This is a genomic window from Variovorax sp. GW821-FHT10B04 (assembly GCF_059415645.1).
In genome coordinates, this window is the sequence record NZ_JBWKNQ010000008.1 from 98,956 (window position 1) to 117,525 (window position 18,570).

An 18,570-nucleotide genomic window follows, 5' to 3' on the forward strand; every position below is an offset into this window, starting at 1 on the left:
CGCGGTGGATGACCGCGCTTTTTCTGGTTGAACGACTGGCGGAGCCAGCGTGCGCGGACTAGCAGCGCGTTCCTTCGGTGGAAGCGCCGTTGAATGCGTCGGTCGTAGTTCGCGGTGTCATAACCAGATTGCCTTTCTCGCTCTTGTGTTGGAGACGGAGCTTTTGATTCTAGCCGAGCACAAAAAAGCCCGGCGCAGGGCCGGGCTCGATCTCACGGCGCAGTCGCCAGTCAGTGGAACTGCTCTTCTTCGGTCGAACCGGTCAGCGCCTTGACGCTGGACGAACCGCCCTGGATCACGGTGGTCACGTCGTCGAAGTAACCGGCGCCGACTTCCTGTTGGTGCGACACGAAGGTGTAGCCCTTGTCGCGCGCCGCGAATTCAGGCTCCTGCACCATTTCAACGTAGTGCTTCATGCCTTCGCCTTGCGCGTAGGCGTTGGCGAACTTGAAGGTGTTGTACCAGTTGATGTGGATGCCGGCCAGCGTGATGAACTGGTACTTGTAGCCGAGCGCTGCCAAGTCTTCCTGGAACGATGCGATCTGCTTGTCGTCCAGGTTCTTCTTCCAGTTGAACGACGGCGAGCAGTTGTACGACAGCAGCTTGCCCGGGCAAGCGGCGTGCACGGCCTGCGCGAACTCACGGGCAAAGCCGATGTCGGGCACGCCGGTTTCGCACCACACGAGGTCGGCGTAGGGAGCGTAGGCAACGCCGCGGCTGATCGCTTGCTCCAGTCCGTTCTTGACTCGGTAGAAGCCTTCCTGCGTGCGCTCGCCGGTCAGGAAGGGCTTGTCGTTTGCGTCGTGATCGGACGTGATCAGGTTGGCAGCCTCGGCATCGGTACGCGCCAGCACGATGGTCGACACGCCCATGACGTCGGCTGCAAAGCGCGCCGAGATCAGCTTCTCGCAGGCTTCCTGCGTCGGCACGAGCACCTTGCCACCCATGTGGCCGCACTTCTTGACGGCAGCCAGTTGGTCTTCGAAGTGCACGCCGGCGGCGCCGGAGGCGATCATGTTCTTCATCAGTTCGAAGGCATTCAGCACGCCACCGAAGCCAGCTTCTGCATCGGCCACGATCGGCAGGAAGTAGTCGATGAATTCCTTGTCGCCCGGGTTGATGCCGCGGCCCCACTGGATCTCATCGGCGCGCTTGAAGGTGTTGTTGATGCGGCGAACCATGGTCGGCACCGAGTCGTACGCATAGAGCGACTGGTCGGGGTACATGGTTTCGGACGTGTTGCCGTCGGCGGCGACCTGCCAGCCCGACAGGTACACGGCCTCCAGGCCGGCCTTGGCCTGCTGCATTGCCTGGCCGGCGCTGATGGCGCCGAAAGCGTTCACGTAGCCCTTCTTCGATCCACCGTTGATCTTGTCCCACAGCTTTTCGGCACCACGGCGCGCCAGCGTGTGTTCGATGGGGAACGAACCGCGAAGACGCACGACATCCGCTGCGCTGTAGCCACGCTTGACGCCCTTCCAGCGCGGGTTCGTAGCCCAGTCCTTTTCGAGGGCGGCAATCTGTTGTTCGCGGCTGAGTTGTTCTGTGAGGGTCTGGGGCATGGTCTCTCCGAAGGGTTGGTTGATGCACGAAGGCGCTGCGGCCTTGGCATTTACTTTAAATCGGCGACCGACTCTTATGTCTTATACAAGACATATTTTTATTCTTTGAAAATCAACAAGTTACATTGAAATATCTCAATGCGAAATTATTTTTCTTATATTGAGAAAAATTCTTGCGGTGCAGCATGCTTGAATTTCACATTGCAGAAGGATTTCTTCGGTCGTGAAAAATGCAGCGCTCAGCGCCGCGCGAGCCAGTCGCCACCTGCGATCACCGGTGCATCCAGCACACGCTGCAGCTGGATCTCATAGACCAGGCACCACCAGCTTCCATCGCTGCCTGACACCTGCAGCTCGCGCTTCACGTACTCACCGGAACCGTCTTCTTCCACCTCCTCCAGCAGATCAAGTTCGGCCTCGACCGCCGCCGTGATGGCATAGACCTCGCCGTGGATCCGGCCATCACCGCCCAGCCGCGCGCCAGGATAGGCACCCAGGTCGTACAGGGTGCCCGCGATCACGGCGCGCCCCGCGAACACCGGCTGCGGCCGATAACGCGCGATGTCGTTGCGACCGCCGCTGCGCAGCGTGCCGTAGACGAAGACATGGCGCTGGGCGCGGTTCAGGGCAGTGGTTTGGGGCATCATCGATCCATCTCCTTCAACGTCCATCCAGTCTATTGAACCCCGCTGTCCACGCACCGGGCCGTCTGCTTTCATACGGCTGCCTTGCCCTGAGCATGTCCCTGGTCGGCGGCTACGTCGCACTGTCCAAGCCCTTGGTGGCTGCCTTCCCGGTGTTGCTGCTGGCCTGGCTGCGATTCGGCATTGCGGCGCTCGCGATGCCGCACTGGCTGAAGCGACCTGCCGACGAACCACCCATGACGGCACGCACACGCGGCCTGGTCTTTCTCGAGTCGCTGCTCGGCAACTTCCTGTTCTCGATCTGCATGCTGTACGGCGTCAGCATGACGAGCGCCGTTTCCGCTGGCGTGATCATGGCGTCGATCCCCGCGGTCGTTGCCATCGAAAGCGCGGTGTTCCTGCGCGAGCGCATCACGCTCCGCATAGCGCTTGCCATCGGTTGCGCCGCGATCGGCATCGGACTGCTGGCGCTCACGCCGACCCATGGTGGCGATGCCGGCGCGAACACGGGCGGCCACCTGCCGTGGCTGGGCAACGTGCTGGTGTTCTGTGCGGTGATCTGCGAAGCGTCCTATGCGGTCATCGGCAAGTCCCTGACCGGACGGCTGGGCCCCAAGCGCATTTCGTCGCTGATCAATCTCTGGGGCTTCGCGCTGTCGACACCGCTGGGCCTCTGGTTCGCGCTGCATTTCGATTTCGGATCGGTGCATGTCGGGACCTGGGCATTGCTCGTGGTCTACGCGCTCGCTGCCAGCATCTGGACCGTCTGGCTATGGATGACCGGCCTGCGACGCGTACCCGCCGCGCAGGCCGGTGTCTTCACCGTGCTGCTGCCCGTGAGCGCGGCGCTGGTAGGCGTCGTCGTGCTGGGCGAGACACTCGCTTCGATGCAGCTGTTTGCGTTTGCGATGGCGCTGCTGGGTGTCGTGCTGGCGACGTGGCCGGCACAGCGAAAGCCGTCTGAAACGGGCTCGGAAGTGCACTGAGCGGCCCCAGGGCCGCACGAGGGCCGTTTTCCCTCTGAAAAAACAACAGCTCCCAATGAAAAAGTGCCTTTTTCCCTTGGAAACGCGTTTCTTCTCATTTAGCATTCCTGCTGCCAGTGGAGACGCAGCTTTTCATTGGTGAAATGACCAACCAAAAAAGGAAATCAACCATGGCAACTGCAAAGAAGGCTCCGGCCAAGAAAGCTCCCGCAAAGAAGGTCGCTCCGGCCAAGAAGGCGGCTGCACCCGCAAAGAAGGTCGCTGCACCGGCGAAGAAGGCTGCTCCTGCCAAGACGGCTCCGGCCAAGAAGGTCGCTGCAAAGAAGGCTGCTCCCGCCAAGAAGCGCACGCCCAACGCAGCCTTCATGAAGGCGCTGACGCCCAGCCCGGCACTGGCCGCCGTGGTCGGTTCGACGCCGCTGCCGCGCACCGCCGTCGTGAGCAAGCTGTGGGACTACATCAAGAAGAACAACCTGCAGGACAAGGCCAACAAGCGCAACATCAACGCCGACGCCAAGCTGAAGGAAATCTTCGGCAAGCCGCAAGTGTCGATGTTCGAACTGGCCGCACTGATCGGCAAGCACGTCAAGTAAGCCAACGGCGCCTCGTGCGCCTCATGAAAAAGCCGGCCGCGTGCCGGCTTTTTTTTGCCTCCTTCAGCCGCGCGCTTGTGCCGCCTGGGTGATGGCCGACAACGTTCCGCGCGTCGTGATCACCTCGGGGTCGAGCGGGATCTCGATCAAGGTGCCGGTATCGGCCGCGAGTGCACGCAGCAACGCGGCCTCGAATTGATCGGTGGCCGTCACGCGCTCGGCCGCATAGCCATAGGCGCGCGCCAATGCACAGAAGTCCGGGTTGTGCAGCGCAGTCCCGCTCACGTTCTGCGGGTACTCGCGCTCCTGGTGCATCCGGATCGTGCCGAACATGCCGTTGTTGAGCAGGACGACGATGCTCTTGCCGCCGTGCTGCACCGCTGTGGCGAGTTCCTGGCCGTTCATCAGGAAGTCGCCGTCGCCGGCAATCGTGAAGGCGATGCGGCCCGTCGCCAGATTGGCGGCGATGCCGGCGGGCACGCCGTAGCCCATCGCGCCGCTGGTCGGTGCCAGCTGCGTCTTGTGGCCCTTGGCGAGGCCGTGATAGCGAAAGAAGCGATGCACCCAGCTCGCGAAGTTGCCCGCGCCGTTGGTGATCGCCGCATCCTCGGGCAGATGCCGCTGCAGCAGCGCGACGACCTCTGCCATGTCGACCGCACCGCGCGGCGCGTCGGCCGGCAGTCCGGGCAAGGGCTGTGGCACGAGGTTCGACAGATAGTCGGCATGCGCGGCCGCCGTCCAGGCCTCCCACGGCAACTCGGGCGGCGCGCTCAGCACCTCGAGGCTGCGCGCGGCGGCGCTCATGCCTGCATTGATCGCGAGATCGGCTTGATAGACGCGGTTGAGCTCTTCCGCACTCGCATGGATATGCACCAGCGTCTGCTTCGCCTTGGGCGCCTCGAGCAGCGTGTAGCCGCCGGTCGTCATCTCGCCGAGCCGCGGACCGATCGCGATCACCAGGTCTGCCTCCTTCACGCGCGCGGCGAGCTTCGGATTGATCGCGATGCCGACATCGCCGGCATACAGCGGATGGTGGTTGTCGAAAGTATCCTGAAAGCGAAAGGCGTTGCCCACCGGCAGACACCAGTTCTCGGCAAAGCGCCGCAGCGCCTGCGCGGCCTGCGGCGTCCAGCCGCCGCCGCCTGCGATCACGAAGGGCCGTTGCGACTTCAGCAGCATCTGGCGCAGCGTGCGCAGTGCGCCGGGGTCGCTCCAGGGCTCGACGGCCGCCACGCGCGGCAGCGGGCGCGCAGCGGTGAACGAACGCAGCATGTCCTCGGGCAGCACCAGCACGACCGGACCGGGACGGCCGTTCATCGCAGTGGCAAATGCGCGCGCGATGTATTCGGGAATGCGGTCGGCATCGTCGATGCGCTCGACACGCTTCGCAAAACCCTTGGTGCTCGGGCCGAAGAAAGCACCGAAGTCGACTTCCTGGAAGGCCTCGCGATCGCGGAAATCGCTGCCCACGTCACCGACGAACAGCACCATCGGCGTCGAGTCCTGGAACGCGGTGTGAACGCCGATCGACGCGTTGGTCGCGCCGGGTCCGCGGGTCACGAAGCACACGCCGGGCCGGCCCGTGAGCTTGCCGTGCGCCTCGGCCATGAAGGCCGCACCGCCCTCCTGCCGGTTGACGACGAAGCGGATGCGATCGGCTTGCGCGTGGAAGCCGTCGAGCACCGCCAGGAAGCTTTCGCCCGGCACGCCGAAGGCGATCTCGACGCCCTGCTCGATGAGACATTCGACGATCAGGCGGCCGGCATGCGATGCGCTCATGGAACTTGGCTCGATGGAGAAATGAAGGAGCGCCGATTATCGTGAGCCGCACGCGCGATGCGCCAGCCGCGCGCGCGTGCTGCAATCCGCGAATGCCCGATCCGACCCTCGACGACCTGCGCCGCTACGCGGTGGCGCGCACCCTGTTCAAGCCGACCACGCTGCCAGGCGCGATCCGCAAGCTCGGCTTCGTTCAGGCCGATCCGATCCGCGCCCCGGCACGCGCGCAGGACCTGACGCTGCGGCACCGTGTCACCGACTACCGCGCCGGCGATCTGGAAAGCCGCTATGCACGGCTCGCGGTGGAGGAGGACTGCCTCGTCAACTACGGCTTCCTGCCGCGCGAGCACCTCGCGCTGATGCATCCACGTGAAGCGCGGCGCGCCTGGGACGAGGACACGCAGCGCAAGGCTGCCGACGTGCTGGCCTACGTGCGCGAGCGTGGCGCCGTGCATCCGCGCGACGTCGAGCTGCACTTCTCGCATGGCCGGGTCAAGAACTATTGGGGCGGGTCGAGCAACGCCACCACGCACATCCTCGACGGGCTGCACTACCGCGGCCATCTGCGGGTGGTCCGGCGCGACAGCGGCACGCGCGTCTATGCGGCGGTGACGCATCCGCCTGCGGACGACAGCCCCGCCGGTCGTGCGCGTCGCGCCGCGGCGCTGATCGCGCTGGTGGTCCACAAGTACGCGCCGCTGCCTGCCGTCAGCCTGACGTACCTGGTACGCCTGCTGGGCTACGGCGCGCCGCACCTGTCGGCGCACACGCAGGCCGCACTGCGCATGGCACGCGATGAGCTCGCAAGCTGCCGCATCGACGGCGTCACCTGGTATTGGCCAACCGAAGAAAGCCCGCGTTCGCGCCGCCACGCCCCGGACGACGACGTCCGCCTGCTCGCACCCTTCGACCCCGTGGTGTGGGACCGACGCCGCTTCGAACTGCTCTGGGGCTGGACCTACAAGTTCGAGGCGTACACGCCGGAAGCCAAGCGCCAGTTCGGCTACTACGCACTGCCGCTGCTGCAGCACGACCGCGTGATCGGATGGGCCAACGTATCGGCGCGCGACGGCCAGTTGACGCCCGCCTTCGGCTATGCCGGCAAAGCGCCGACAGGTGCCGCCTACCGCGCATCGATCGACGACGAACTGCAACGCATGACGGCCTTTCTGCAACGACGCTGAGCGCGCCTCGGTCACCCCGCGGCACCCAAGGGTTTTGCCCCATGCGCGACAGCGCACCGTGCAGGCGCTCCCTAGAATCAAGACCGCCCTGGCGCAAGCCCGGGCAAGCGTTCTCAGGGCGGGGTGCAATTCCCCACCGGCGGTGATGGCGGTCCTCGAAAGGGGCTGCATGAGCCCGCGAGCGCCCGGTACCCTGCCTGGGTTCCGGGGTCAGCAGATCCGGTGCGATTCCGGAGCCGACGGTCACAGTCCGGATGAAAGAGAGCGCGAAATGCGGGGCTGCCCGCGTGTCCCGTCGCATGCATGGCTGCATGGAGGCGGCGACGCGCGGTCGGCTTCGTGGTTTCGTGCGCCCTGATTCAGGAAACCTGCTTTTTGAGGCACACCATGAGTCAGATCAACGACCTTCCCCTTTCCGCCATCCAGGCATCGGACACGCCCGATGCAAGCCGCGTCGCATTCGTCGAAGCGCAATGGCATTCGGACATCGTCCACCAGGCGCGCGACGCCTTCCTCGTGGAGATGGAGCGGCTGGGCTTCCCGCGCGACCGCATCGACGTGATCGACGTGCCCGGCGCGTTCGAGATCCCGCTGCATGCCAAGCGGCTCGCGTTGTCGGGCCGCTATGCGGCCATCGTCGGTTGCGCGCTGGTGGTCGACGGCGGCATCTACCGCCACGAGTTCGTCGCGAGCACCGTGGTCAGCACGCTGATGTCGCTGCAGCTCGAGACGAACGTGCCGATCCTGTCGGCCGTGCTCACGCCGCACCACTTCCACGAGCACGTCGAGCACCGCAAGTACTTCCACCGCCACTTCGCGGTGAAGGGCACCGAAGCTGCCGAAGCCTGCATCAAGACCATCGAAGGCCTGCGCCAGGTCGACGCCCTGCTGGCCGCCTGAAAGGCCGCAAGAAGCAGCCTGAGGGGCCTCAGGCCGAAACCGGCACCAGCGCCTCGCGCCGCACCCGGCGCACATTGAAGGCGCTGGCGATCAGCACGCCCTGCACCAGGGCCAGGCCGATGATCACGCTCAGGTACTGGCCGTGGTCCATCAGGCGGCCGAAGATCAGCGGCGCGGTCGCCTGACCAATGTCGAGGCCCGCGTAGACCACGCCGTAGACGCGGCCCGTCGCGTTGGCCGGCGTCGAGCGCTTCACCAGCAGGTCGCGCGACGGGCCGGCGATGCCGGACGCAAAGCCCATCGCACCGAACATCACCGGCACCAGCACCGGCGCGAAGTCGGCGAACGCGAGGATCAATGCGAGCACCGCCGCCACGCCGAAGCCGGCGCCGACGATGCGTTCGCAGCGCGACGGGTCCGACGCCAGGAAGCCGCCGAACACCATGCCGATCGCGCTCGCCACCATGTAGACCGTCAGGCAGACGGCCACCAGCGCCACGGGCACCGCATGCAGATGCCCTGCGGCCACCGGCGCGAAGGTCTGCACCACGCTGATCACCATCGCGTAGAAAAAGAAGAAGCCGAAGCACATCCAGACCGCCGGTATCTTCAGGAAGCCGAACTCGCCGCCGGCCATCGCCGGCGCGCCTTGCCCGGTGGCCTTGTGGACCGCCTTCACGTCGAGCGACAACACGCTGCGGTAGATCCAAAGAACCGCCAGAACGATGATGGCCAGTGCGCCTGCGGCCGCCAGCGCCACGCGCCACGAATACGCCATGGCCAGCGGCACGACGAAGGCTGGCGCGAGCGCCCAGCCGAGACTGCCGGTGATGCCGTGCACGCTGTACGCATGGCCGAGCCGCGTCGGCGCGACCTTGCGGTTGAAGAGCGTGTAGTCGACCGGATGGAACACGCCATTGCCGACCCCTGCAACCACGGCGCTCGCCAGCAGCATCCAGTAGCTCTGCGCCAGCGCATAGCCGAACGCCGCGATGCCCAGCAGGCCGAGCCCCACGAACAGCACCGGCCGCGGGCCGAGCTTGTCGACGACGAAGCCCGACGCCGCCTGCACGATGCACGACACCACGAAGAACACCGTCAACACCCCGCCGAGTTCGGTGTAGCTGACGTCGAACGCGTCCTTGAGCCAGGGGAACAGCGGCGCCAGCACGAGCTGGCTGAAATGGCTGATGGCGTGTGCCAGACCCACGAGCCCGATCAACTGGGCATCGGAGCGCAAGGTCGGGCCCACGGCGGCGGAAGAGTGATTGATGGACATGGCTGATGTGCAAAGCAGAGGTAAGCGTCGATCGTAGAAGCGCACCTCGCGGCAGAATGGCGATACATGGACAAGATTTGTCGGATTCATGCCAAACCCTGACGCACCCACCTCTCCCTCGACCTCTCCCTCGACTTCCCCCGCGGGTCCATCGCCGACGCGGCCTCGGCGCACGGAGCCCGCATTGCGGGTCGTGTCCGGGCCGTCCAACATCGTCGGCCCGTTGACACCGCACTTCTACGCGCCCGACGCCGTGCGCCCGCTGCGCGCCAAGGAGCATTTCCTCAAGGCCGACACCTTCGTCGCGCTGCACCAGCATCCGTGGCCGCAGCTGACCTTCTCGACGCGCGGCGTGATCCGGCTGTCGACGGAAGACGGCAGCTACATCGTGCCGCCATCGCGCGCGCTCTGGGTGCCGGCCGACATGCCGCACAGCATCACGCTGGTGGAGGACGCCGAGCTGCGCACGGTCTATCTGCACGGCTGGGTCGCGCCGTCCTGGGAGCGCTGCGAGGTGCTCGAGATCAGCCCGTTGCTGCGCGCCCTGATGCTGGCGCTCGACACCACGCCCGACGACCGTGGCGGCGTCGACCCGGACGCCGCGCAGCGCGAGCGCTGGATCGCACCGCTGCTGGTCAACGAGCTCGAGCGCGCCACGCAGATCCGCATCGACGTGCCGTTGCCCGCCGACAAGCGCCTGCGCCAGCTCTGCGAGACGATGCTGCGCAATCCCGCGGCGCGCGCCACGCTCGCTGAACGGGCCGCGGCCATCGGCGCGAGCGAACGTACGGTGGCGCGCATGTTCCGCGACCAGCTGGGCATGAGCTGGCAGGCGTGGCGTCAGCAGGCGGTGATGGCACACGCGCTGCCGCTGCTGGCGCGCGGCATGCCGGTGAGCCAGGTCGCCGCGGCGAGCGGCTACGCCACCGACAGCGCGTTCTGTGCGATGTTCAAGACGGCCACGGGCCAGTCGCCGACGGCTTTTCAGCATCGCAAGACGCGCTAGCCGGCGACCGCGGGAGGCGGCTTCCGTATCATCGGCCGGTGCCTTCCGAACCCTACCGCGCGCAGCATCCATGGCCTTGACCCGCGACCAGCTCGTCCGCTGGCTTCCCTTCCTTTCCTGGCCGCGTCCCGACCGCGCGCTGCTCGTCAACGAGGCCTCCGCCGGCGTCACCGTCGCGCTGATGGTGATCCCGCAGGGCGTGGCCTACGCGGCGCTTGCCGGCATGCCGCTGATCACGGGCATCTACGCGGCGCTGTTCCCGGCGCTGATCGCGGTGCTGTTCAGCTCGTCGGCACGCCTGTCGGTCGGCCCGACCGCGCTCACCAGCCTGCTGGTCGGCGCCTCGCTGGCACCGCTGGCGATTCCGGGCAGCCGCGAATGGGTGTCGCTGGCGGTCTGGCTCACGCTGCTGTCGGGCCTGATGCAGCTCGCGCTCGGCATCGGCCGCTTCGGCTGGCTGCTGCGGCTGGTCAATTCGCCGGTGCTGATGGGCTTCACCCAGGGCGCCGCGGTGCTGATCACGCTGTCGCAACTGCCTGCCCTGCTCGGCTTCACCGGCCGCAGCTATGCACAGCTGCTGGAAGGGCCGCCGCCCGACTTCTACGCGATCGCCTTCGGCCTCGGCGGCATGGCGATGCTGTGGGCCGGCAAGCGCTTCGTGCCGAAACTGCCGACCACGATGGCCCTGGTCGCGGTGGCCGCCGCAGCGAGCGCAGCCATCGGCTATGCGCTCAACGGCGGCGCCGTCATCGGCAAACTGCCATCGGGCCTGCCGTCGTTCTACTGGCCCGGCGCGATCACCTTCTCGGAACTCGGCACGCTGCTGTTGCCGGCCTTCCTCGTCACGCTGGTGAGCTTCCTGGAAACCGCGTCGAGCGCCAAGGTCGACAACGCGCGTGCCGGCAAGCTCTGGAACGAGAACCAGGACCTGATCGGCCAGGGCCTGGGCAAGATCGCCTCGGGGCTCAGCGGCTCGTTCCCGACCAGCTCGTCGTTCTCGCGCTCGGCCATCACGCTCTACGCCGGCGCAAAGACGCAGTGGGCGACGCTGTTCAGCGTGCTGGTGGTCGCGGGCGCGCTGCTGTGGGCGATGCCGCTGCTCTACCACGTGCCGCAGGCCGTGCTCGCGTCGGTCGTGGTCACGGCCACGCTGGGCCTGCTGAAGCCGCGCGCGTTCGTCGCGCTGTGGCGCGTGTCGCCGATCGAGGCGTCCATCGCCGGCGCGACCTTCGTGCTGACCATCGCGACCGCGCCGTCGATCTATTGGGGCGTGCTGGGCGGCCTGCTCGCGGCCCTGGCGCACTACATGTTCCGGCACCTGCATCCGCGCATCATCGAGGTCGGCCTGCATGCCGACGGCAGCTTGCGCGACCGTCACCTGTGGCACCTGCCGCCGCTCGCGCCCGATCTGTATGCGCTGCGCATGGACGCCGAGCTCGACTTCGCATCCGCCAGCACGCTGGAGCACGCGATCACCGTCGCGCTCGCCGAACGGCCGGGCCTGACCGACGTCTGCCTGTTCGCACACCCGATCAATCGCATCGACATCACGGGTGCCGAGGTGTTCGGCAACATCCGCAAACTGCTCGAATCGCAGAAGGTGCGCCTGCACCTGTCGGGCCTCAAGCTGCCCGCGCAGCAGGTACTCGAACGCGCGGGCCTGCTGTCGCCGGGCCCGCTGTTCCTCAGCTACCGCACCGACGCGGAAGCGCTGGCCGCGCTCAGTCCCAGACGGGCGCCAGGCCTTCCGGACTGACCAGCCGCTCGTTGCGTTCCAGCGCGGCGATCTGCGCCATCTCGTCGGCGCTCAGCACCAGCTGCTGCGCCTTCAGGTTGCCGGCCAGATTCACGCGCTTCGTGGACGACGGGATGACCGCGTAGCCGAGCTGCAGCGCCCAGGCCAGCACGACCTGGGCCGTGGTCGCACCGCGTGCGGCGGCGATCGCCTCGATCACCGGGTCTTTCAGCACCTTGCCGTAGGCCAGCGTCATGTACGAGGTGATGCGAATGCCCTGGCTGGCGGCGAACGCGGCCACCTTGCCGTTCTGCAGGTAGGGATGAAGCTCGATCTGGTTGGTCGCGATCTCGCCCGCGCCGACCGCGTCGATCGCCTGCTTCATGAGATCGATGTTGAAGTTCGACACGCCGATCTGCTTCGTGAGGCCCTGTGCCTTGGCATCGGCCAGCGCGCCCATGAACTCGGCGAGCGGCACCGGATTGCCCGGCGCGGGCCAGTGGATCAGCGTCAGGTCGACCTGGTCGGTGCGCAGCTTCGCGAGGCTGCCCTTGAGGCTGGGCACGAGCTTGTCGGCGGCGTAGCTGTCGGTCCATATCTTGGTCGTGAGGAACAGCTCGCTGCGGGCAACGCCGCTCTCGGCGATCGCCTGGCCGACCTCGGCCTCGTTGCCGTAGATCTGGGCGGTGTCGATCAGCCGGTAGCCGAGGTCGAGCCCGTTGCGGACCGAGTCGATGACGACCTGGTCCTTCAGGCGGAAGGTGCCGAGGCCGAAGGCAGGGATGGTGTTCGTGTTCATAGGTTCTTTCGTTGACGAAATCGATCAGTTCGTGAAGCGCCGCGGGACCGGCTTCGCCGGACCGCCGGCGTTGCCCCCTGCAAGGGGGTTGGCGGCGCGAAGCGAAGCCTGGGGGTGTGCATCCAGCCTTCCGCTCCACTGCGTGAGTGCCAGGGAGACCAGCACCACCAGCGCGCCGATCCAAGGTGTGTGCATCAGGCCCAGGTGCGTGACGATCAGGCCGCCGGCCCAGGCCGCGCCGGCAATGCCGAGGTTGAAGGCCGCGATGTTCAGGCCCGAGGCTACATCGACGGCCTGCGGCGTGAAGCGCTCGGCCTGCTTGACCACGTAGACCTGCAGGCCCGGCACGTTGCCGAAGGCGACCGCGCCCCAGGCCAGCACCGTGGCCAATGCCAGCCACTTGTGCGGCGCGGTGAACTGGAAGACCAGCAGCACGGCAGCCAGCAGCGTGAAGATGATCTTCAGCGCCGGGATCGGACCCAGGCGGTCGGCCAGCCTGCCGCCCCAGATGTTGCCGACTGCGACCGACACGCCATACACCAGCATCACCCAGCCCACCGCACCCGCGCTGAAGCCGGCGACGTCGGTGAGGATCGGCGCGAGGAAGGTGAACGGAATGAAGGAGCCGCCGTAGCCGATCGCGGTCTTCGCATAGACCAGCAGAAGCCGCGGTTCGGCCAGCACCCTGGCCTGCTGCGCCAGCGAGGCCGGCGCGCTGTGGCGGATGTCCCCGGGCACGAAGATCCAGCTGCCGATGAAGGCGATCACGCCCAGTGCCGACACGGCGAGGAAGGTCTCTCGCCAGCCGAAGTGCTGACCGATGAAGGTGCCCAGCGGCACGCCGGTGACCAGCGCCACCGTGAGGCCGGTGAACATGATCGCGATGGCGCTCGCGGCCTTCTCCTTCGGCACCAGACCGGTTGCGATGGTCGAGCCGATCGAGAAGAACACGCCATGCGCCAGCCCGGTGAGGACGCGCGCGGCCACCAGCGTCTCGTAGCTGGGCGCCTGCCAGGCCAGCAGGTTGCCGGCGGTGAAGAGCGCCATCAGCCCGAGCAGCAGCGCCTTGCGCGGCACCTTGCCGGTGAGTGCGGTGAGCACCGGTGCGCCGACAGCGACGCCGAGCGCATACAGGCTGACCAGCAGGCCGGCCGACGGCAGGCCGATGCCGAGGTCGGCTGCTACGGTGGGCAGCAGGCCGACGATCACGAACTCGGTCGTGCCGATGGCGAATGCGCTGAGGGTCAGCGCGAGCAGAGCGATGGGCATGGTGGCTCCAGGAATGTCCGGTACGTTGAGGAGCCTGGAGTCTCGGCCTTTCACCTTTGCAGAAAAACCCCTTAAGCTCCCAAAGTCAATTGACCCGGAGTCAACAATGAAGACCACCATCGAAGAACTCGCGGCCTTCCGCGCCGTGGTGGACGCGGGCTCCATCACCGCGGCGGCCGAGCAGCTTTCGCAGACCGTCTCGGGCATCAGCCGCGCACTGAGCCGGCTCGAACAGAAGCTCGACACCACGCTGCTGCGCCGTACCACCCGCCGGCTGGAACTCACGGAAGAAGGCGCGGCGTTCCTGGCGCACGCACGCGGCATCCTCGACGCGATCGACCATGCGGAAGAACACATGGCCACGCGCCGCGAACAGCCCGCCGGCCGCCTGCGCGTGAACGCCGCGTCGCCCTTCATGCTGCACGTCATCGTGCCGCTGGTGCCCGCCTTCCGCGAGCGCTTTCCGCAGATCCAGCTCGAGCTCGACACCGACGACCTCAACATCGACCTGATCGAACGCCGCACCGACATCGCCATCCGCATCGGCGCGCTGCGCGACTCCACGCTGCATGCGCGGCCGCTCGGCAGCCATCGGCTGCGCGTGCTGGCGAGCCCGGCGTACATCGAGGCGCACGGCCGGCCGAAGCGCGTCGACGAGCTCACCCAGCATCTGCTGTTGGGCTTCAACCAGCCGGAGTCGCTCAACCGCTGGCCGCTGCGCGGCGCGCATGGCGAGGAATGGCCGATCACGCCGCAGCTCACGGCGTCGAGCGGCGAAACGCTGCGCCAGCTCGCGCTGCAGGGCGTGGGCATCGCCTGCCTGTCGGACTTCATGACCGGCGCGGACCGCGAAAGCGGCGCGCTAGTGCCGCTGCTGGTGCGCGACACGGTCGACGTGCGCCAGCCGATCCATGCGGTCTATTACCGCAACACGCAGCTGTCGGCGCGCATCACCTCGTTCCTGGATTTCGTGTCGGAGCGGCTGCGCTGATGTGGCGCTGCTCGATGGCGAAGATCAGTCCCGCACCCGGCCGCGCAGGCTCTTGACCTCCGACCGCTGGCTCTTGCCTTCGAGCCGCCGCTGCTTCGAGCCATAGGTCGGCTTGGTGGCGCGCCGTGCACGTGGCGGCGTGGCCACGCTGTCGACCAGGGCCTGCAGGCGCGCCAGCGCATCGGCGCGGTTCATCTCCTGCGTGCGATGCTGCTGCGCCTTGAGCACCAGCACGCCTTCCTGGGTGATGCGGCTGTCGCGCAACGCGAGCAGCCGCTCCTTCACGTCCGCCGGCAGCGAACTCGCCGGAATGTCGTAGCGCAAGTGCACCGCGCTCGACACCTTGTTGACGTTCTGGCCGCCCGCTCCCTGTGCGCGGATGGCGCTCATCTCGACCTCGTCGGGGTCGACCTGGAGGGATGGACGAAGGGGCACCATCCGGCGATTGTCCAGGAACACCGCGGAACCGGGTTCGCCGGCCCGCTGGTCGCGAACGTCAGACCCTTTCGAAGATCGCAGCGATGCCTTGCCCACCGCCGATGCACATCGTCACCAGCGCATAGCGGCCGCCGACGCGATGCAGCTCCGCGATCGCCTTCGTCGTGATGATCGCGCCGGTCGCGCCGACCGGGTGGCCCAGCGAGATGCCCGAGCCGTTCGGGTTCACCTTGGCCGGGTCGAAGCCCAGCTCCTGGATCACCGCACAGGCCTGCGCCGCGAAGGCTTCGTTCGACTCGATCACGTCCAGGTCCTTCACGCTCAGGCCGGTGCGCTCGAGCACCTTGCGCGTCGCCGGCACCGGGCCGATGCCCATGTATGCCGGTTCGACACCCGCATGCGCATAGCCGACCAGGCGCGCGAGCGGCTTGAGGTTCAGTGCCTTCACGCGATCGGCGTTGGCCAGCACCACGGCGGCTGCGCCGTCGTTGATGCCCGACGCGTTGCCGGCCGTCACCAGGCCGTCCTTCTTGAACGCCGGCTTCATCTTGGCGAGCGTCTCGACCGTGGTGTCGGCACGCACGTGCTCGTCGGTGTCGAACAGCACGACGCCCTTGCGCGTCTTGACTTCGACCGGAACGATCTGTTCCTTGAAGCGGCCGGCCGCGATGGCCGCAGCCGCGCGCTGCTGGCTCTGCACGGCGAGCTGGTCCTGCATCTCGCGCGAGATCTTGTAGCGCGCCGCCACGTTCTCGGCCGTGATGCCCATGTGCATCTTCTCCCACGGGTCGTGCAGGATGCCGAGCATATAGTCGACCAGCACGGCGTCGCCCATGCGCATGCCGTAGCGCGCCGAGGTGTCGAAGTACGGGCCGCGGCTCATCGACTCGGAGCCGCCGCCGATCGCGATGTCGCAGTCGCCCAGCGAGATTGCCTGGGCCGCCGACACGATCGCCTGCAAGCCGGAGCCGCACAGCCGGTTGACGTTGAAGGCCGGCGTCTCGATCGGGCAGCCGGCGTCAATCGCGGCCACGCGGCTCAGGTAGGCGTCCTTCACGTCGGTCGGGATCACGTTGCCCATGACGACGTGGCCGATCGCATCGGGCGCCACGCCGCTGCGTTCGATCGCGGCCTTCACGGCGGTGGTCGCCAGTTGCGTGTTGGGAACGTCCTTCAGCGAGCCGCCGAAGGTGCCGATGGCGGTGCGCGCGGTGCCGACCACGAAGATGTCTGGAAGAGCCATGAAATTCTCCTGAATGATGAAGTGAAGCGGATGCTCAGCGACCGGTGAAGGCGGCCGGCTTGCGGGCAAAGAAGGCGTCGATGCCGATCTTGAAATCGTCGGTGGCGGCGCAGTTGCGGAAGGCGGCCGATTCGGCGTCGAGCTGCGCACCGAGTTCACGGTCGAACGAACTGCGCATCAGCCGGCGCAGGTTGCCGAGCGCGACCGTCGGGCCGTTCGCCAGCCGCTGCGCGAAGGCCATGGCCTCGGATTCGAGTTCGGCCACGGGCACCACGCGGTTGATCAGTCCCATGCGCTCGGCCGCAGCCGCATCCAGTGCGTCGCCGAGCATCGCGATCTCGAGCGCGCGGCGCAGGCCGACCAGCCGCGGCAACGCCCACGAGGCGCCGACATCGCAGCTGGCGCCGACGTTCACATAGGCCAGGTTGAAGCGCGTGCCTTCGGCCGCGAGCACGAAGTCGGCCTGCAGCATCAGGCTCAGGCCGGCGCCGGCCGCGACGCCGTGGACCTGCGCGACCACCGGTGCGTCCAACGTCGCCAGCACGGTCAGTGCTTCGTGCAGCGGGCCGATCAGGTCGCTCGCGCCCTGGATCGGATCGGCGCGCAACACGGCGAGGTCGCCGCCGGCCATGAAGCCCTTGCCCGCGCCACTGAGCAGCACCGCGCGCACGGTCTTGTCGCTGGCGAGCTCGCGCGCGGCGGCGAGGAAGGCGATGGCCATGGAAACGTCGATGGCGTTCAGCGCGCCGGGGCGGTTGAAGCGGATGGTCGCCACCGCGCCTTCGCGGCCCAGCAACAGGGGGGAATCGTTGGTCATGTCTTTCCTTTCTTTCGGGCGGCCGGAATGGCCGGAGTAGCCGCGATGAGGGACGTGGCCAGCGCCGCAGGCTGCTGGATCACGCCGTTCAACAACAGCGCGATGGCCTGGTCGGCGATCTGGTCGGGCGTCAGTGCGCCGTCGCTGCGGTACCAGCGGCCGATCCAGCTCAGCGCGCCGGCGAGCATGAACGCCGCCATCTTCGGGTCGCAGGGTGCCAGCGAGCCCTCGGCGATGCCGTCCGCGATCAGCCGGCGGAACTGGCTGTCGATGCCGGCCTTGAGCCTGCGCAATTCCTTCTTGAGCGGCATCGGCAGCGGGTCTTCGCCGATCCGGATCACGCACATGCCGAAGTCCTGCATGACCACGCTGGAGTAGCTGCGCATGCAGGCCTTGAGCTGGTCGATCGCGCTGCCGCCCGCGGCGCGCACTTCGTCGATGCCGGCATGCATCAGGTCGAGCGCGGTGCGCACGCACTCCAGCAGGATCTGGTCCTTGTTCTCGACGTAGTAGTAGAGCGTGGGCTTGCTCACGTTCAGGCGTTCGGCGATGTCGTCGAGCGAGGTCGCGTGGAAGCCGCGCTCGTTGAAGAGCCGGGCCGCCGCCTGCAGCACCGCGTTGCGCTTGACCTCGCGCTGCAGCGCCCGGCTGCCCGCGGAATCCCAGGGTGAGACGAACGCTGCGGCGGCAGGCTGTGCGGGGAGCTCGCGCGAGGCGCGAGCTGGAGGCACGGGGCGGGAGGAAGTGGAAGCCATCGGGTTTGTGCTGGCAGGAAAGTCCGATGTCGATCGCTCGGGGCGACCTGGGACCTTACCGGCCAGTAGGAATTCTACGGATGAGTAGGGTTCCTGTCCTGCACGCAAACCCTGACCGTTGCCCGGGGTCACCTGAATGCAGGCTCCACCCCGTTTGTGCGCGCACCAGCGCCACTGAAGCCGTGCGCAGGTGGCAAGGCTTCACCTGGCTGCGCCTTGGCGCGAAAGGAGCCATGGCCGGCTCCGGCGCTTCAGTCGTTGCGCGGCACAGGACGTGCGCGCACGTCGGTCACGTCCTGCGGATCGCCCAGCGCGATCGGTGTGCGAACCGATTCGCCCCGCGCCCGCGCATTCGCGACGTCCGCGGCCCTCGGCTCCGCCGGCCTGGCCGCCGAGGTGAAGCGGTCGAAACCGCTGCGCGGATTGAATCGCATCACCCACGGCGTGACCGGCTTACCGGTCAGGCGGGCCCAGCCGGCACGCAGTGCCCAGATCGCCGCAAAAAGCAGCACAGCACACAGCAGACTGGCCGCGAACACCAGCCCGAAAAGGAAGAGAACGACGCGGAGCAGGAAATTGAACATCTGCGC

Annotated in this window: 18 protein-coding genes and 1 riboswitch; of the genes, 7 read left to right on the top strand and 11 right to left on the bottom strand. The window is 67.2% G+C overall.

Annotated features, from left to right (window positions below; translation table 11 throughout):
• Nucleotides 1–230: 230 nt before the first annotated feature.
• Nucleotides 231–1,562 (bottom strand): isocitrate lyase, encoded by a 1,332-nt coding sequence (gene aceA / locus AC07PZ_RS20000; RefSeq protein ID WP_495296876.1) that lies wholly within the window; start codon nt 1,560–1,562, stop codon nt 231–233.
• 239 nt (nt 1,563–1,801) lie between these two features.
• Entirely contained in the window at nt 1,802–2,206 is a 405-nt protein-coding gene (locus tag AC07PZ_RS20005; protein WP_495296877.1) for a gamma-glutamylcyclotransferase family protein, read from the bottom strand.
• Nucleotides 2,207–2,241: 35 nt separating this feature from the next.
• On the opposite strand from AC07PZ_RS20005, the gene AC07PZ_RS20010 reads away from it, so the two are divergent.
• A complete protein-coding gene (locus AC07PZ_RS20010) occupies nt 2,242–3,192 on the top strand; it encodes a DMT family transporter (protein WP_495296878.1) in 951 nt (316 codons plus the stop codon).
• A gap of 170 nt (nt 3,193–3,362) precedes the next feature.
• Nucleotides 3,363–3,785, top strand: coding sequence for an SWIB/MDM2 domain-containing protein (locus AC07PZ_RS20015; RefSeq protein ID WP_495296879.1), 423 nt, complete (start codon nt 3,363–3,365; stop codon nt 3,783–3,785).
• Nucleotides 3,786–3,848: 63 nt separating this feature from the next.
• Here the strand turns inward: AC07PZ_RS20015 and AC07PZ_RS20020 are convergent, their stop codons facing one another.
• Nucleotides 3,849–5,564 carry a thiamine pyrophosphate-binding protein gene (locus AC07PZ_RS20020; RefSeq protein WP_495296880.1) on the bottom strand — a complete coding sequence of 572 codons (1,716 nt, stop codon included), beginning with the start codon at nt 5,562–5,564 and terminating at the stop codon, nt 3,849–3,851.
• A gap of 92 nt (nt 5,565–5,656) precedes the next feature.
• Here AC07PZ_RS20020 and AC07PZ_RS20025 point away from each other — a divergent pair, with 92 nt between their 5' ends.
• Both AC07PZ_RS20025 and AC07PZ_RS20030 read left to right on the top strand, forming a co-directional pair.
• Nucleotides 5,657–6,748, top strand: a complete 1,092-nt coding sequence (locus AC07PZ_RS20025) for a DNA glycosylase AlkZ-like family protein (RefSeq protein WP_495296881.1) — start codon at nt 5,657–5,659, stop codon at nt 6,746–6,748.
• A gap of 105 nt (nt 6,749–6,853) precedes the next feature.
• Nucleotides 6,854–7,018: riboswitch (FMN riboswitch) on the top strand.
• Nucleotides 7,019–7,135: 117 nt separating this feature from the next.
• The gene (locus AC07PZ_RS20030; protein ID WP_495296882.1) at nt 7,136–7,648 is read left to right on the top strand and encodes a 6,7-dimethyl-8-ribityllumazine synthase; all 513 of its coding nucleotides are present in this window, start codon (nt 7,136–7,138) and stop codon (nt 7,646–7,648) included.
• Between the two features lie 28 nt (nt 7,649–7,676).
• Here AC07PZ_RS20030 and AC07PZ_RS20035 read toward each other — a convergent pair whose 3' ends face one another.
• Entirely contained in the window at nt 7,677–8,927 is a 1,251-nt protein-coding gene (locus AC07PZ_RS20035) for an MFS transporter (RefSeq protein WP_495296883.1), read from the bottom strand.
• Between the two features lie 184 nt (nt 8,928–9,111).
• Here AC07PZ_RS20035 and AC07PZ_RS20040 point away from each other — a divergent pair, with 184 nt between their 5' ends.
• Together AC07PZ_RS20040 and AC07PZ_RS20045 are read left to right on the top strand one after the other, a co-directional pair.
• Entirely contained in the window at nt 9,112–9,933 is an 822-nt protein-coding gene (locus AC07PZ_RS20040; protein WP_495296884.1) for an AraC family transcriptional regulator, read from the top strand.
• Nucleotides 9,934–10,003: 70 nt separating this feature from the next.
• Nucleotides 10,004–11,689, top strand: coding sequence for a SulP family inorganic anion transporter (locus AC07PZ_RS20045; protein ID WP_495296885.1), 1,686 nt, complete (start codon nt 10,004–10,006; stop codon nt 11,687–11,689).
• Here AC07PZ_RS20045 and dkgB read toward each other — a convergent pair.
• Nucleotides 11,655–12,467, bottom strand: coding sequence for a 2,5-didehydrogluconate reductase DkgB (dkgB, locus tag AC07PZ_RS20050; RefSeq protein WP_495296886.1), 813 nt, complete (start codon nt 12,465–12,467; stop codon nt 11,655–11,657). The genes AC07PZ_RS20045 and dkgB overlap by 35 nt on opposite strands.
• Nucleotides 12,468–12,491: 24 nt before the next feature.
• Nucleotides 12,492–13,736: an MFS transporter gene (locus tag AC07PZ_RS20055; RefSeq protein WP_495296887.1), complete on the bottom strand. Its 1,245-nt coding sequence runs from the start codon at nt 13,734–13,736 to the stop codon at nt 12,492–12,494.
• Nucleotides 13,737–13,842: 106 nt separating this feature from the next.
• Here AC07PZ_RS20055 and AC07PZ_RS20060 point away from each other — a divergent pair, with 106 nt between their 5' ends.
• Nucleotides 13,843–14,727: a LysR substrate-binding domain-containing protein gene (locus tag AC07PZ_RS20060; protein ID WP_495296888.1), complete on the top strand. Its 885-nt coding sequence runs from the start codon at nt 13,843–13,845 to the stop codon at nt 14,725–14,727.
• A 24-nt stretch (nt 14,728–14,751) separates the two neighbouring features.
• Here the strand turns inward: AC07PZ_RS20060 and arfB are convergent, their stop codons facing one another.
• From arfB to AC07PZ_RS20085, 5 genes are all read right to left on the bottom strand, one after another.
• Nucleotides 14,752–15,165 (bottom strand): alternative ribosome rescue aminoacyl-tRNA hydrolase ArfB, encoded by a 414-nt coding sequence (arfB, locus tag AC07PZ_RS20065; protein ID WP_495296889.1) that lies wholly within the window; start codon nt 15,163–15,165, stop codon nt 14,752–14,754.
• 58 nt (nt 15,166–15,223) lie between these two features.
• A complete protein-coding gene (locus AC07PZ_RS20070) occupies nt 15,224–16,408 on the bottom strand; it encodes an acetyl-CoA C-acyltransferase family protein (RefSeq protein WP_495296890.1) in 1,185 nt (394 codons plus the stop codon).
• A gap of 34 nt (nt 16,409–16,442) precedes the next feature.
• A complete protein-coding gene (locus AC07PZ_RS20075; RefSeq protein ID WP_495296891.1) occupies nt 16,443–17,225 on the bottom strand; it encodes an enoyl-CoA hydratase/isomerase family protein in 783 nt (260 codons plus the stop codon).
• The gene (locus AC07PZ_RS20080; protein ID WP_495296892.1) at nt 17,222–17,980 is read right to left on the bottom strand and encodes a TetR/AcrR family transcriptional regulator; all 759 of its coding nucleotides are present in this window, start codon (nt 17,978–17,980) and stop codon (nt 17,222–17,224) included. The genes AC07PZ_RS20075 and AC07PZ_RS20080 overlap by 4 nt, the downstream gene beginning before the upstream one ends.
• A 251-nt stretch (nt 17,981–18,231) precedes the next feature.
• Nucleotides 18,232–18,564, bottom strand: coding sequence for a hypothetical protein (locus AC07PZ_RS20085; RefSeq protein ID WP_495296893.1), 333 nt, complete (start codon nt 18,562–18,564; stop codon nt 18,232–18,234).
• Between the last annotated feature and the right edge of the window lie 6 nt (nt 18,565–18,570).